Origin of the sequence: Luteimonas galliterrae (genome assembly GCF_023374055.1) — a bacterium.
Lineage (GTDB): Bacteria > Pseudomonadota > Gammaproteobacteria > Xanthomonadales > Xanthomonadaceae > Luteimonas_C > Luteimonas_C galliterrae.
Genome location: NZ_JAMBEP010000001.1, coordinates 594412 through 608605, shown reverse-complemented (window position 1 = coordinate 608605; position 14194 = coordinate 594412). Strand labels below are relative to the sequence as shown.

Below are 14194 nucleotides of genomic sequence, written 5' to 3'. Positions count from 1 at the left end.
GCGGCGCACTCGATGATCGCAGGATGGCCTGCCGTGCCGACGAACGGTCAAATAAAAACGAACGATCGTGCTATTATCCAGCCGGTGAACATCCTGACCGCCACCCAGAAAGGCGCCGCCACCCGCGAAGCCATCATCGACCAGGCCTACGACATGGCCCGGCAGACGGGCCTGGAAGGCCTGTCGATCGGCCCGCTGGCGCAAGCGGTGGGGATGTCCAAGAGCGGCGTCTTCGCCCATTTCGGATCGCGCGAAGACCTGCAGTTGGCCGTGCTTGAATCGGCCGCGATGCGCTTCGGACAGGCGGTACTGATCGCCGCACTTTCGCAACCGCGCGGCCTGCCGCGCCTGCGCGCGATCATGCGCAACTGGTTCGAATGGGGACGGATGGCCACCGGCGGCTGCGTGCTGGTGGGTTCGGTCAGCGAATACGACGACCGCCCCGGCCCGATCCGCGACCGCGTGCGGCAGAACGAACAGCGTTGGCGCACCGAACTGCAGCGCGCTGCGCAGCTGGCGATCGACGCCGGCCACCTGCGCGATGGCGACACCGACCAATATGCATTCGAGCTGTACGCGATACCGCTCGCCATGCTGCACGAAGCGGGACTGTTCGGCTACGAACGCGCCCGCCGCCACGGCGACACCGCGCTCGAGCGCTGGATCGCCGCCCACTCCCCCACCGCCTGATCCTGAGATGAGGTGCCGCCATGCGTGTCTCGATGTCCAGAATTAGCACGACCGTTCGATCCTATCTGCAGATGGCGGGCTTGCGCGCCAGTTTCCTGCTGGGCGGCTGGTTGAATGCCCCGGCTACCGTGCGGCGCGCCGGCGATCTGTTCTGCACGCCTTTTGCGAGCTCGCGCACGCGCGCCGCGCAAACGCCGCGCGGCGATGCGGTGGAAGGCAGCTTCGAATTGGACGGCCGCGTTATCCACACTTATGTCTGGGGCGATCCGAAAACGCAGCCCTATGTTCTCCTTGCGCACGGCTGGTCGAGCCACGCCACGCGCTTCCTCCCCTGGATCGGCCGCCTCCGGGGCGCCGACTACGCGGTGGTGGCGTTCGACCAGCCGGCGCATGGACTCAGCTCCGGCAACCGCTCCAACCTGCTCGACTTCGCGAACACGCTGGAGGCGGTCGCGCACCGTTTCGGACCGGCCGCGGCGTTGATCGGGCACTCGCTGGGCGGCGCGGCGGTCGCCACTGCGCTGGCGCGCGGCGTTCCCGCCGAACGCGCGGTCCTGATCGCGCCCGCCGCCGACCCCATCGATGCGGCGATGCGCTTCGCCGGCCTGGTCGGCCTGCCGCAGCGGCTCTGCCAGCGCATGATCGCGGCGTTCGAAGCGCATATCGGGTTTTCCTTCGATGCGTTCCAAGCCCATTTCAACGCGCCGCGGATCGCCCATCCGGCGCTGATCGTGCACGACGTCGAAGACCGGGAAGTGCCCTGGGCCGAAGGCGAGCGCTACGCCCGCTTCTGGCCGGATTCGCGCCTGCTCAGCACGCAGGGACTGGGGCACAACCGGATCGCGCAGGACGAAGGCGTGATCGCCGCGGCGCTGCGCTTCCTGCGCGGCGAACCGGTCGGCGAGCGCGTGGTGTCTTCGCCCAACCTGCCCTTCGGCTTCGCCTGAACCGTATGACCGGCGGCCTTTGCCGCCGGCGCCGGCGAGCGTCTATGCTGCGCGGCCGTGGTTTTGTCGCCGCGGCCCGCAGATCACGAACGCCGCGATGACCCTCGAGCACGAATCCCCCGCTTCCACCGACCCTTTCGCCGGCCAGCCGCACGCCATCGTCGAGCGCGACGGCGTGCGCTACACGCTGCTCGGCACCGCCCACGTCTCGAAAGCCAGCGTGGATGCGGTGCGCGCGGCGATCGATAGCGGGAATTACGACACGGTGGCGGTCGAACTCGACCAGCAACGCCTGCAGGCGATGACCGACCCCGATGCGCTGGCCCGGCTGGATCTGGTCAAGGTGCTGCGCGAAGGCAAGGCCGCGCTGTTCGCCGCCAACCTGGGCCTGGCCGCTTACCAGCGCCGGCTCGCCGAGCAGTTGGGCATCGAACCCGGCGCCGAGCTCAAGGCGGCCGCGCAGGAAGCGCAGGCGCGCGGCCTGTCGCTGACGCTGATCGACCGCGACGTCGGCCTCACCTTCAAGCGCGCGCTGGCCAGCCTCGGCTTCTGGAAACGCGCCAAGGTGGGCGCCGGCATCTTCGCCGGGCTGTTCGTCGACGAGGAAGTCGGCGAGGAAGACATCGAGAAGCTCAAGCAAGGCGACCTGATGGAAGCCAGCTTCAGCGAGTTCGCCGACGAAACCCCCGAGCTCTACGAAGCCATCATCAGCGAGCGCGACCGTTACATGGCGGCGAAGCTGCGCGAAACGCCGGCCGGCGCGCGCGAGGTGCTGGCGGTGGTCGGCGCGGGCCATCTGCAAGGCCTGACCCGACATCTTCGCGACGAAACGGCAGCGCCGGCCGGCATCGTCGCCTCGCTCGAAGCGCTGCCCGAAAAATCCTCGGTGCCGTGGTTCACGATCGCGCTGGCGGTGTTCGTGCTGGGCGGCTTCGCCTGGGGCTTCTGGCGCGGCGGCGTCGATGTCGGCACCGACCTGGTGCTGTACTGGGTGCTGTGGACCGGCGGCCTGGGCGCGCTGGGCTGCGCCATCGCCGGAGGGCATCCGCTCAGCATCCTCGGCGCCTTCGTCGCTTCGCCGGTGACGCCGCTGCATCCCGCGCTCGCCTCGGGCACCATCAGCGCCTTGATCGAAGCCTGGGTGCGCAAACCGACCTATGCCGATTTCATGGCCTTGCGCGACGACGTGCAGACCTTGAAAGGCTGGTGGCGCAACCGCGTCGCACGCGTGCTGCTGAACTTCTTCCTGACCAGCCTAGGCACCGCCATCGGCGTGTGGACCGGCGGCGCCAGAATGCTCGGCAAGCTCTTCGGCTAGCTTTAGTAGGTGCGAATTCATTCGCACGCTTTTGGCTTTCGAGAAAGAGCGTGCGAATGAATTCGCGCCTACGAAGAGCCCAGCCTATTCTGCAGCAATGGCTGCGATCGCCGCCGCCGGTGGCGCATCGGGCTTCCTGTCCTGGGCACGCTTGATCAAGCGCGCGGTGCCGTGGCTCAGGTCGTCCAGCAAGGCGTAGATCGTCGGCAGGAACAGCAGGCTCACCAGCGTCGAGAACGCCAGGCCGCCGGCGATCGCGCGCGCCATCGGGTAGTACGGCGGCATGTTGTCCGCGGTTTCGGTCTGCAGCGCGATCGGGATCATCGCCAGGATCGCCGTGCCCATCGTCATCAGGATAGGCCGCAGCCGCTCGCGCCCGCCCGAGACCAGCGCGTCGGTGCGGCTCATGCCGCGCCGGCGCAGGTTGTTGATGTGCTCGATCATCACGATGCCGTTGTTCACCACCACGCCCATCAGCACCAGGATGCCGATGAAGGCCATGATCGACAGCTCGGTGCCGGTGAGCCAGAACAGCCAGAACACGCCGAAGATCGAGAACACCACGCCGCTCATGATCGCCGCCGGGAACAGCAGCGATTCGAACACCGCCGCCATCACGATGTAGATCATCACCAGCGCGATCAGCAGGTTGAACATCATCTGCTTCTGCGCCTCATCGTCGCGCTCGAAGCCGCTGCCGTCGAAGGAATACCGGTAACCCGCCGGGAACGATACGTTCTTGAGCGTGTCCTCCATCACCTCGCGCGCCTCGGGCATGGTGGTCTTGCCCGTCAGGTTGGCGAGGATGGTCAGCGTGGTCTGGCGATTGGTGCGCTCCACCCGGCTCGCGGCCGGCAGCACCTGCACGTCCACCATGCTCAGCAGCGGCACCGTGCGGCCGTCCGGAGCGCGCACGGTGAACGAGGCGATATCGCCCAAGCCGAAATCGTCCGCGCCCGCGAAGCGCACCCAAACCGGCACCTCGATGTCGCCGCGGCGGAACTCGCGCAGCTGCGCGCCGCGCAAAGCCAAGCCGACGAAGCGGGACACTTCCTGCGTGCTGAAGCCGAACGACGCGGCTCGCTCCCGGTCCACGCGCACGTTGAGTTCGCTGTTGCGGTCGCCGCTGTCGACGCGCACGTCGCGCAGCTCTTTGTGCTTGGACAGGATCGGCAGGATGTCGTCGGCCAACTCGCTCAAGGTGGCGGTGGAATCGCCGACCAGTTGCACCTGAACCGCCTGGCCGTCGCCCCCGCCGCCGCCCTGGTCGCCGAAATTGAGTTCGGCGCGGGCGGACTTCGGCAATTCCTTGCTGATGATGTCGATCAGCGGCTTGGTTTCCTTGACCTTTTCCTTGTCGAACGTGATCTGGGTGCGGCCGCCGCCGCGCTCGCTGTAGAACGAGAACAGCTGCACGATGTTGAAGCGCTTGCGGTTGGCGTCCAGGTAATTCTCCACCCGCTGCACTTCTTCCAACATCTGGTCCTTGCTGTAGCTGCCCTTCCACTGATAACGGATGTTGACTTCGTTGCCGTCGTCGCCGCCGAACATGTCGGACTTGACGTTCATCACCGGCACGAAGCTGAGCGCGACGATCAGGACGATGCCGACCACGCTCCAACCGCGATGTTCCAGCGTCCAGCGCAGGAAGCCGGCGTAGCGCTTCTGCAGCCGCGCGATCAGGCCGCTCTCGTTGCGCACCGCCGGCGGCGTCTTCATCCGCGCCGCCAGCATCGGGATCAGGCTGACCGCCACCAGCCACGACGCCAGCAGCGACACCGAGATGGTGATCGCGATCTGGGTCATGAAGATGCTGATGTCGTTGGTCTCGCCGAACAGGTTCGGGATGAACACGATGCAGTGGCACAGCGTGCCCGCCGACAGCGCGATGGCGACGTGGCGGGTGCCGATGATCGACGCCAGCCGCGGTTGGTCGGGCATCCGCTCGCGTTCCTGGTAGATGCTTTCGACCACCACCACCGCGTTGTCGACCAGCATGCCGATGGCCAGCAGCAGGCCCATCATGCTCAGGATGTTGAGGGTGATGCCGAAGAAGTACATGAACCCGAGCGTCATGATGAAGCAGATCGGGATCGCCAGCGTCACCATCAGCGTCGACGGCCAGTGGCGCAGGAAGAAGAACAGCACCGCCATCGACAGCACCAGGCCGACCGCACCGGCTTCGGCCAACTGGGTCAGCGAGCTGGTGACTTCCTCGCCTTGGTTCTGGATGACCTTGACCTGCAGCCCGCGCAACGACGGCTCCTGCTGGATCTTCTCCACCTCCGCCAATACGGTGCGCGACACCTGCACCAGGTTGGCGTTGCGTTCCTTGAAGATGTCCAGGCCCACGGCGGGTCGCCCATCGAGGCGGCGGCCGTAGTCCATGCGCTGCGGCTTCAACCGGACTTCGGCGATATCGCCCAGGCGCAGGCCCTTGTTGTCGATGACCAAGTCGCGCAGTTGCAGCAGATCGCTGAGTTCGCCGACCGGCTGCACGCGCAGGCGCCGTCCGCCATCCTCGATCTGCCCGGCGGAGATCGAGAAGTTCACCGCCTGCAGGCGCGTGGTCAGTTCGTTGAGGCTGATGCCGTGCGCGGTCAAGCGATCGGGCACGATCGCCACTTCGATTTCGTTGGCCGCCGCGCCGGAAACATCGACCTTGGCCACGCCAGGAATGCGTTCGAGCCGGCGCTTGAACTCGCGATCGATCAGCTCGTAGGCGCGGGTGAGATCCATGCTGCCGGCCAGCCTCACCTGCAGCACCGGCTCGTCGGTGGAAGACCAGTTGCCGACGAAATAGCGCTGCAGGTCGTCCGGCAGCTCTTCGCGGATCGCATCCAGCCGCTCGCGCGCTTGCGAGGCGGCGATCGCGACATTGGTGTCCCAGTCGGAATAGAACACGCCGACGAAGGCGCCCTCGGCGTTGGCGTTGCTCTCCAGCCGCTTGATGCCCGGCATCGTCGCCAGCGCGTCTTCCGCCGGCCGCAGCACGGTGCGCTCCACTTCCTCCGGCGTCGACCCGGTATAGGGGATTTGCACGAACACCGCCGGGAACGAGATCTCCGGCAACGATTCCAAAGGCAAGCGGAACGAAGCGATCAGGCCGATGACCACCATCGACACGAATAGCATGATGACCGTGACCGGCCGCTTGATGCTCAGCTCGGCGATGCTCATCGTGCGATTCTTCTCATGCGGTTCCCGCGAAAATGTATGGGCAAGGGATTCACTCGGCCTTGATGGCGGTAATCGCCGCGGTGGGCATGTTGCCGCGTCCGGCGCGTGCGCGCGCCGTCAGTTTCGAGCTGCCGTGCTTCAGGTCGTCGAGCATCGCATAGATCGTCGGCAGGAACAGCAGGCTGACCACGGTAGAAAACGCCAGGCCGCCGGCGATCGCGCGCGCCATCGGGTAATAGGCAGGCATGTTGTTGTTGCCGCCGCCGGTGGCCAGCGCGATCGGCACCATCGCCAGGATCGCGGTGCCCATCGTCATCAGGATCGGCCGCAGCCGCTCTCGGCTGCCTTCCACTAGCGCTTCCGTGCGCGACAGGCCGCGACGGCGCAGGTTGTTGATGTGCTCGATCATCACGATGCCGTTGTTCACCACCACGCCCATCAGCACCAGAATGCCGATGAACGACATGATCCCGAAGGTGGTGCCGGTCAGCCAGAACAGCCAGAACACGCCGAACACCGAAAACAGCACGCCGCTCATGATCGCCGAGGGGAACAACAGCGACTCGAATACAGCCGCCATCACTACGTAGATCATGATCAGCGCGATGACCAGATTGAACATCATCTGCTTCATCGCGTCGTCGTCTTCCTGGAAGGCGCTGCCGTCGAAGGAATAGCTGTAGCCGGCCGGGAATGAAATCGACTTCAGCGTGTCCTCCATCGCCTTGCGCGCTTCCGGCATCGTGGTCTTGGCGGCCAGGTTGGCTTTCAAGGTCAGCGTGGTCTGGCGGTTGGTGCGCTGCACCTGCGTCGCCGCAGGGCGCACCGCGACGTCGACCATGCTCAGCAGCGGCACCGTGCGGCCGTCTGGCGCGCGCACCGTGAAGGCGGCGATGTCCTCGACGCCGTACCGTTCCGCGCCCGCGAAGCGCACCCAGACCGGTACCTCCGTCTCGCCGCGGCGGAATTCGCGCAACTGCGCGCCGCGCAGGGCCAGGCCGACGAACCTGGACACCTGCTCGGCGCTGAAGCCGAACGTCGCGGCGCGTTCGCGGTCCACGCTCACGGTCAATTCGCTGTTCTGGTCGCCGATATCCACACGCACATCGCGCAGTTCCTTTCGTTTGGACAGGATCGGCACCAGATCGTTGCCCAATGCCATCAGCGTTTCTGAAGAATCGCCGACCAGTTGCACCTGCACGTTCTGCCCGGGCTGGCCGCCGCCGGGCCCTCCGCCGCCGTTTCCGACATTGATGTCCGCGCGCGCGGATTTCGGCATGTCCTTGCCGATCGCCTCGACCAGCGGTTTGGTCTTGCCCGCCATGTCGTCTTCGAAGGTGACCATGGTGCCGGCATCGCCCTGCTCGCCGAAGAAGGAGTAGATCTGTTTGATGTGGTACTTCTTCCGGTTCTCTTCGAGATAGTTCTCGACGCGCAGGATCTCCTGCGACATCTGCGGGATGGTGTACGAGCCTTTCCAGTTGTAGCCGACATAGGTTTCGGTGCCGTCGTCGCCGCCGAACATGTCGAACTTGGTGTGCTTCATCGGATAGATGCTGACCGCGACGATCACCAGGATGCCGAGCACGCTCCAGCCGCGGTGCGCCAACGTCCAGCGCAGCAGCCGTGCGTAGGCGGTCTGCAGGCGCGGGATCAGCCCGCGGTCGGAACGCACCGCCGGCGGGGTTTTCAGCCGCGCCGAAATCATCGGAATCAGACTCACCGCCACCAGCCACGACGCCAGCAGCGACACCGAAATGGTGATCGCGATCTGCGACAGGTAGATACTGAGGAAATTGCGTTCGCCGAACAGGTTCGGGATGAAGACGATGCAGTGGCACAGGGTGCCCGCCGACAGCGCGATCGCGACGTGGCGGGTGCCCAGGATCGAGGCCAGCCGCGGCTGGTCGGGCATACGTTCGCGCTCCTGGTAGATGCTTTCGACCACCACCACGGCGTTGTCGACCAACATACCCACCGCCAGCAGCAGGCCCATCATCGTCAGGATGTTCAACGTAACGCCGGCGAAGTACATGAAACCCAGCGTCATCACGAAGCAGATCGGGATCGCCAGCGTCACCATCAGCGTCGACGGCCAGTGGCGCAGGAAGAAGAACAGGACCGCGATGGACAGTACCAGGCCGATGCCGCCGGCCTCGGCCAGGTCGGTCAGCGATTTGGTGACGTTCTTGCCCTGGTTGTCGAAGATCTTGGTCTGGATGTCGCGCAGCGCCGGCTGCTTGCGGATCTCCTCCACTTCCTTCAACGCATTGCGCGAAACTTCCACCAGGTTCGCGTTGCGCTCCTTGAAGATGTCCAGGCCGACCGCCGGCCTCCCGTCGAGGCGGCGGCCGTAGTCGGTGCGCGCTTGCTTGAAATTGACCTCTGCGATATCGCCCAGGCGCAGGCCCTTGGTATCGATGACCAGGTCGCGCAGCTGTTGCAGGTCGGTGATTTCGCCCGCGGGCTGCACGCGCAGGCGCTGGCCTGCGTTGTCGATCTGGCCTGCGGAGATGGAGAAATTCACCGCCTGCAGGCGGGTGGTGAGATCGTTGAGGCCGATCCCGTGCGCGGTCAGGCGGTCCGGCGCGATCGCGATCTCCACCTCGTTCGGCGACGCGCCCGAAACCTCGACCTTGGCCACGCCCGGTATGCGCTCCAGGCGGCGCTTGAATTCGCGATCGATCAGCTCGTAGTCGCCGCTCAGGTCGGTGCCGTTCGCGCCGGCCAGGCGCAGCCGCAGCACCGGCTGGTCGGTGGTGGAGAACTTCATCACGAAGTAGCGCGTCAGGTCGTCCGGCAGATCCTCGCGGATGGCGTCGATCCGTTCGCGCGCTTCCGATGCCGCGATGGCCACGTCGCGGCTCCAGTCCGAAAACTCGATAAAGATCTCGGCGCCGTCGGCGCGCGCAGTGGAATTGATGCGCTTGATGCCGGACATGGTGGCGACGGCCTCTTCGACCGGCCGCAGCACCGTGCGCTCGACTTCCTCCGGGGTGGAACCGCTATACGGCAGCTGGACGAAGATGAAAGGCGGCGAGACTTCCGGGAACGCCTCCAGCGGCAACCGCACAGCCGCGATCAGGCCGATCGCCAGCATCGAGACGAAGAACATGATCGCCGTGACCGGCCGCTTGATGCTGAGTTCGGCGATGCTCATCGCGGTGCATTCCTCAGACCGCGTCCGGGCCGGCCAGCGGCGCCTGTTCGTCGTGGATGTGCTCGGCTACCGCCTCCGCATCGCGCCGCGCGCGGCGTCCGCGTTCGCGGTAGTACTCGTCGGCGCGGCGGTCGAGCAGGTCGTACACCACCGGGATGACGACCAGCGTCAGCAGCGTCGACACCAGCAGGCCGCCGATCACCGTGATCGCCATCGGCGAACGCACTTCGGCGCCTTCGCCGAACGCCAGCGCCAGCGGCAGGAAGCCGAACAGCGTGCACATCGTGGTCATGATGATCGGCCGCAAGCGCGAGCGCGCGCCTTCGATCAGCGCCTCGTGCTTGGGCGTGCCCGCCTCGCGCAGCTGGTTGACCTTGTCGATCAGGATGATCGCGTTCTTCACCACCAGGCCCACCAGCAGGATCAGGCCGATGAACACCACCACCGACACCGGCGAACCGGTCAGCAGCAGCGCCAGCACCGCGCCGACCAGGGCCAGCGGAATGGTGAACAGGATCACGAACGGATGCAGCAGCGATTCGAACTGCGACGCCATCACCAGATAGACCAGGAAGATCGCCAACCCGAATGCGAACAACAGCGACTTGATCGAATCGTCCAGTTCCTCGCCCTGCCCGCCGATGTGCATGCCCACATCCGGACCCAATGGATTCTCGGCCACCATGTTCTGCACTTCGGCGACCGCGGTGCCCAAGTCGACGTCGCGAAGGTTCGCCGAAACGATCGCCACCCGCACCTGGTCGGCGCGGTGGATTTCGCTGGGGCCCACCGTCGAAACGACCTCGGCCACCGATTCCAGCGTCACTGGCTGGGCGCTGTTCGGGTTGACGATCAGGCGGCGGATGTCCTCGACCGACGCGCGATCGGATTCCTGCGCGCGCACCAGCACGTCGATCTTGCGGTCGCGGAAGCTGTAGCGCGTGGCGACGTCGCCGCGCACTTTCTTCACCACCACGTCGGCTATCTGGCGCGTGGTCAAGCCGAGCGCGCCGGCGCGGTCCTGGTCGAAGCGGATCTGGATTTCCGGGAAGCCCTGCTCCACCGTCGACTTGACGTCGGCGTAGTGCGGATTGGCGCGCAGCATCGCCGCCATCTTTTGCCCGGCGGTTTCGATCGTGCCCAGGTCCTGGCCGCGCAGCTCGATTTCCAGCGGCGTGGAGAAGCTGAAGAGTTCCGGGCGGCTGAAGTCGACCTGCGCGCCAGGATGCGCCTGCATCGACGCGCGCAGGCGCTCGGTTTCTTCGGCCTCGACCTGCTTGCTGCCGCCATCGGCCATCACTACGGTCAACTTGCCGATGTTCTCGCCGCTTTCGGTCGGATTGGCATCCAATCGCGTGCCGCTGCCGCTGACGCCGTACAACGCGCGGATGCCGGGATCCTTGTCGTGCGCCTGCTGCAGCTCGCGCACCAACTTGTCGGTTTCGCGCAGCGGCGTGCCGGGCGGCAGCTTCACCGTCATCTCGAAACGGTCCTGCGCCAGCTGCGGGATCAGGTCCGCACCGAGCAGCGGCACTACCAGCAAGGTCGCTGCGAATGCCGCCGCCGCGAAGCCCAGCACCAGCCAGGGGCGACGCAATGCCGCAGGCAGCAATTTCAGGTAGCCGCGCTCGGCGCGGCCGTACGGCGCCATCGCCAGATCGCTGAACTTGCGCATCACCGGCCCGACCACCGCGACCAGGCCGCGCCAGACGCGGATGAAGAACCAGGCGATGCCGAAGAAAATGCCCCGCGAGGCCGCGCCCACGCCGTGGCCGACTGCGGCGACCGGCTTCTGCAACTTCGACTTTGGCTGCCACTTCGGATGCGGTTCTTCTTCCGGGAAAGACAGCGGTGGCTTCCCTTTCAGCGAACTCAGCATCGGAATCAGCGTCATCGCCACCACCAGCGAGATGGCGATCGCGATCGCCACCGTCATCGCCTGGTCGCGGAACAGCTGGCCGGCGATGCCCTGCACGAACACCAGCGGCAGGAACACGGCGATCGTGGTCAGCGTCGACGCTACCACGGCCATGCTGACTTCGCGCGTGCCGGCGATCGCCGCGTCGATGATGCCCAGGCCGCGCTCGCGCGCCTTGGCGATGCTTTCCAGCACCACGATCGAATCGTCCACCACCAGGCCGGTCGCCAGCGCCAGGCCGCCGAGCGACATGACGTTCAAGCTCAAGCCCAACCGGTCCATGAAGAAGAAGGTGGCGATGATCGATACCGGCAGCGACAGGCCGATCACGAACGTGCTCCAGCCGTCGCGCAGGAACAGGAAGATGATCAGGACGGCCAGCACGCCGCCGATCACCGCATCCACTTTCACGTCGTGGATCGCGTTGCGGATGAACTGCGATTGGTCGTCGATCGTGGTCAGTTCCACGTCCGGCGGAACCTGCGATTTGATCTGCTCCAGCCGTTCCTGGATCGCATCGGCCGTAGCGACAGTGTTCGCGTCGCCTTCTTTGTAGATCGCCAGCTCGACCGCTTCCTTTCCGGCCAGGCGGATGATCGCCTCGCGCTCCTTGAAGCCCTGGCGCACGTCGGCGATGTCTTTCAGCCGCACCGGCATGCCGCCGGCGATGGCGGCGGACGACGAAGAGTTCGCGCTCTGCACCGAAGCCGCCGCAGCCATCGCCGCCGCATCGCCGGTGGAGGCCGCGATGGCGGCCATCTGCGCCGCCGCGCTTTGCGCCGCGTTGTTGCCGCCGCTCTGCGTGGTGACCAGCATCTCGCGCATTTCCGGCACGCTGGCGAACTGGTTCACCGTGCGCACCAGATAGCGCTGCGAACCTTCTTCCAGGCGTCCGCCGGAGATGTTGATGTTCTCCTGCTGCAGGCGCTGGATGACGGTATCGATCGGCAAGTTGAGTTGCGCGAGCTTCTGCTGGTCGATGTCGACCTGGATTTCGTCTTCCAGGCCGCCGCCGACCTTGACCGCGGCGACGCCTTCCACCGGCTCGAGCTTCTTCTTCAGGTCGTCGTCGGCGTAGCGGCGCAGCTCGGTCAGCTTGCGGATGGTGTCGGCCTCGTCGGCGCCGGCATCCTTGGCCGACAGCGCCAGGCGCAGGATCGGCTCGGTCGAGGGATTGAAGCGCAGCAGCACCGGCGCCTTGGCTTCCTGCGGCAGAGAGAGCACTTCGATCTTGTCGCGCACCTCCAGGCTGGCCTGGTCCATGTCGGTGCCCCAGGCGAATTCGAGCACCACGTCGCTCTGTCCGGTGCGCGACACCGACTTGAGCTTGCGCAGGCCTTTCACCACGCCGACGGCTTCTTCCACCGGTTCGGTGATCAGCGTTTCGATTTCCGCCGGCGCAGCGCCGGTGTACTCGGTGCGCACCGTCAGCGTCGGGTAGCTCAGGTCGGGCAGCAGGTTGACCTTCAGGTCGCGCAGGGCGATGAAGCCGAACAGCACGAAGGTCAGCGTGATCATGAAGATGGTCACGCGGCGGCGCGTGGAGAATTCGACCAGGCCGGAGGTGGTCGCTGCGGCCGCCGCGCGCGCCTTGTCGGCGCCCGTGCTTGGCGACGCCATTACTGCTTACCAGTGGCGGGTTTGGCCGGGGTCTTGGCTTGCGCGACCGCCTTGCCGTCCATCGAAATGACTTGCACCACGCTGCCTTCGCGCAGCGCCACCTTGCCGGCGGTCACGACCTGATCGCCCGGTTTCAGCCCGCTGCGGATTTCGGCCCAGGCGCCATCGGTGTAACCCAGCTTGACCGGCACGCGTGCGGCTTTACCGGCGCGGATGGCGAACACGGCCGGGTCGTTCTCGTCGTCCAGCAACGCGCTGCGCGGCACCACCAGCGCATCGGCGCGCTGGTCGTAATCGATCTTGATGCGGCCGAACATGCCGGGCTGCAGCACGCCTGCATTTTCGAAGGCCAGCACCACGCGGAACGTGCCGCTGCCCGAATCGACCACCGGCGCCACGCGATCCACCTTGCCGCTGAAACTCTTGCCCGGCAGCGCATCCACCGCCATCGTCGCCGGCTGTCCGGCCTTCAACGTGACCAACTCGCGTTCGGGCACGTTGAGGGTGGCTTCCAGCCTGGAGTTGTCGACGATGCGGAAGATCGGCGTATTGATCTGGACGAAGTTGCCGTCCTTGATCGAACGCGAGGCGATCACGCCGGAAATCGGCGCCAGCACGGTCGCGTAGGACAGCTCGAGCGTGGCCAGCCGATGCTGGGCGCGCATGTTTTCCAGGTCGTATTTGATCTGATCGACATCGTTGGCGCTGATCATCTGCTGCGCGACCAACTGCTGGGAACGGCGGTAACTGTTCTCCAGCTTGCGCATCTGGGCTTCGGTCTGGGCCACCGCCAGGCGGGCGCGGTCCGGATCCAGACGCACCAGCGGCTGGCCGGCGCGAACCTGCTGGCCTTCCTCGACAAGCACGTTCAGTGCCACACCGGAGGTCTTGGCGACGACGTTCGATTCGCCGCGCGGCTCCAGCGGCGCGGTGCCGGTGTAGCTGGCCGCGATCGGGCGATGCGCCGCGCGGGCCACTTCCACCGGAATGGCTTCGGGCTTGTTGTCTTTGCCGTCCTTGGCCTGGGCCTCGCCTTCCCCTCCGCCACCCTTGCAGGCGCATAGGCTGGCGAGCAGAAGGGCGGTCGTCAGCAGGCGGGCGCGGCTGGCGGTATGCGTCCTGGCGGAACCGCTGGCATGGGCGAAAAGGGGCATCGGAACGGGCTCTGAGAGGTGTTGTAGTTAGATATATCACCTAGGCAGCATGGCAACCATGCGCCGAAGGTAATAGTGACGTGAGAGGGGGCGAAACCGTTGCAACCGTTCGTCGTTCCGATGCCAGCGTTGGGCTGCGCGCGATGCGCAAGCTATACTTTGCCGACTGCGCGGCGATGACCGCCGCGCGACATTCTGCCAGCCCAC

Annotated in this window: 7 protein-coding genes; 3 read left to right on the top strand and 4 right to left on the bottom strand. The window is 65.9% G+C overall.

The features are described from left to right. Positions 1 to 84 precede the first annotated feature (84 nt). The 3 genes from M2650_RS02800 (at position 85) to M2650_RS02790 (ending at position 2955) form a co-directional block, all read left to right on the top strand. Positions 85 to 690, top strand: a complete 606-nt coding sequence (locus M2650_RS02800) for a TetR/AcrR family transcriptional regulator (RefSeq protein WP_249470864.1) — start codon at positions 85 to 87, stop codon at positions 688 to 690. 32 nt (positions 691 to 722) lie between these two features. Next, positions 723 to 1637 (top strand): alpha/beta hydrolase, encoded by a 915-nt coding sequence (locus M2650_RS02795; protein WP_249470861.1) that lies wholly within the window; start codon positions 723 to 725, stop codon positions 1635 to 1637. Positions 1638 to 1734: 97 nt separating this feature from the next. Beyond that, positions 1735 to 2955, top strand: coding sequence for a TraB/GumN family protein (locus M2650_RS02790; RefSeq protein WP_249470858.1), 1221 nt, complete (start codon positions 1735 to 1737; stop codon positions 2953 to 2955). A gap of 84 nt (positions 2956 to 3039) precedes the next feature. On the opposite strand, the gene M2650_RS02785 is transcribed toward M2650_RS02790, so the two are convergent. From M2650_RS02785 to M2650_RS02770, 4 genes are read right to left on the bottom strand one after another with little or no spacing between them, the layout of a single operon-like run. Beyond that, the gene (locus M2650_RS02785; protein WP_249470855.1) at positions 3040 to 6135 is read right to left on the bottom strand and encodes an efflux RND transporter permease subunit; all 3096 of its coding nucleotides are present in this window, start codon (positions 6133 to 6135) and stop codon (positions 3040 to 3042) included. A 49-nt stretch (positions 6136 to 6184) separates the two neighbouring features. Beyond that, positions 6185 to 9295 (bottom strand): efflux RND transporter permease subunit, encoded by a 3111-nt coding sequence (locus M2650_RS02780; protein WP_249470852.1) that lies wholly within the window; start codon positions 9293 to 9295, stop codon positions 6185 to 6187. Positions 9296 to 9308: 13 nt separating this feature from the next. Further along, entirely contained in the window at positions 9309 to 12833 is a 3525-nt protein-coding gene (locus M2650_RS02775) for an efflux RND transporter permease subunit (protein WP_249470849.1), read from the bottom strand. Beyond that, entirely contained in the window at positions 12833 to 13987 is a 1155-nt protein-coding gene (locus M2650_RS02770; RefSeq protein ID WP_249470846.1) for an efflux RND transporter periplasmic adaptor subunit, read from the bottom strand. Before M2650_RS02770 ends, M2650_RS02775 begins: the two co-directional genes overlap by 1 nt. Positions 13988 to 14194 lie beyond the last annotated feature (207 nt).

Coding starts and splice junctions, on each gene's coding strand:
- M2650_RS02790 (WP_249470858.1), top strand. CDS start 1,735: ATGACCCTCGAGCACGAATCCCCCGCTTCCACCGACCCTTTCGCCGGC.
- M2650_RS02785 (WP_249470855.1), bottom strand. CDS start 6,135: ATGAGCATCGCCGAGCTGAGCATCAAGCGGCCGGTCACGGTCATCATG.
- M2650_RS02775 (WP_249470849.1), bottom strand. CDS start 12,833: ATGGCGTCGCCAAGCACGGGCGCCGACAAGGCGCGCGCGGCGGCCGCA.
- M2650_RS02770 (WP_249470846.1), bottom strand. CDS start 13,987: ATGCCCCTTTTCGCCCATGCCAGCGGTTCCGCCAGGACGCATACCGCC.
- M2650_RS02795 (WP_249470861.1), top strand. CDS start 723: ATGTCCAGAATTAGCACGACCGTTCGATCCTATCTGCAGATGGCGGGC.
- M2650_RS02780 (WP_249470852.1), bottom strand. CDS start 9,295: ATGAGCATCGCCGAACTCAGCATCAAGCGGCCGGTCACGGCGATCATG.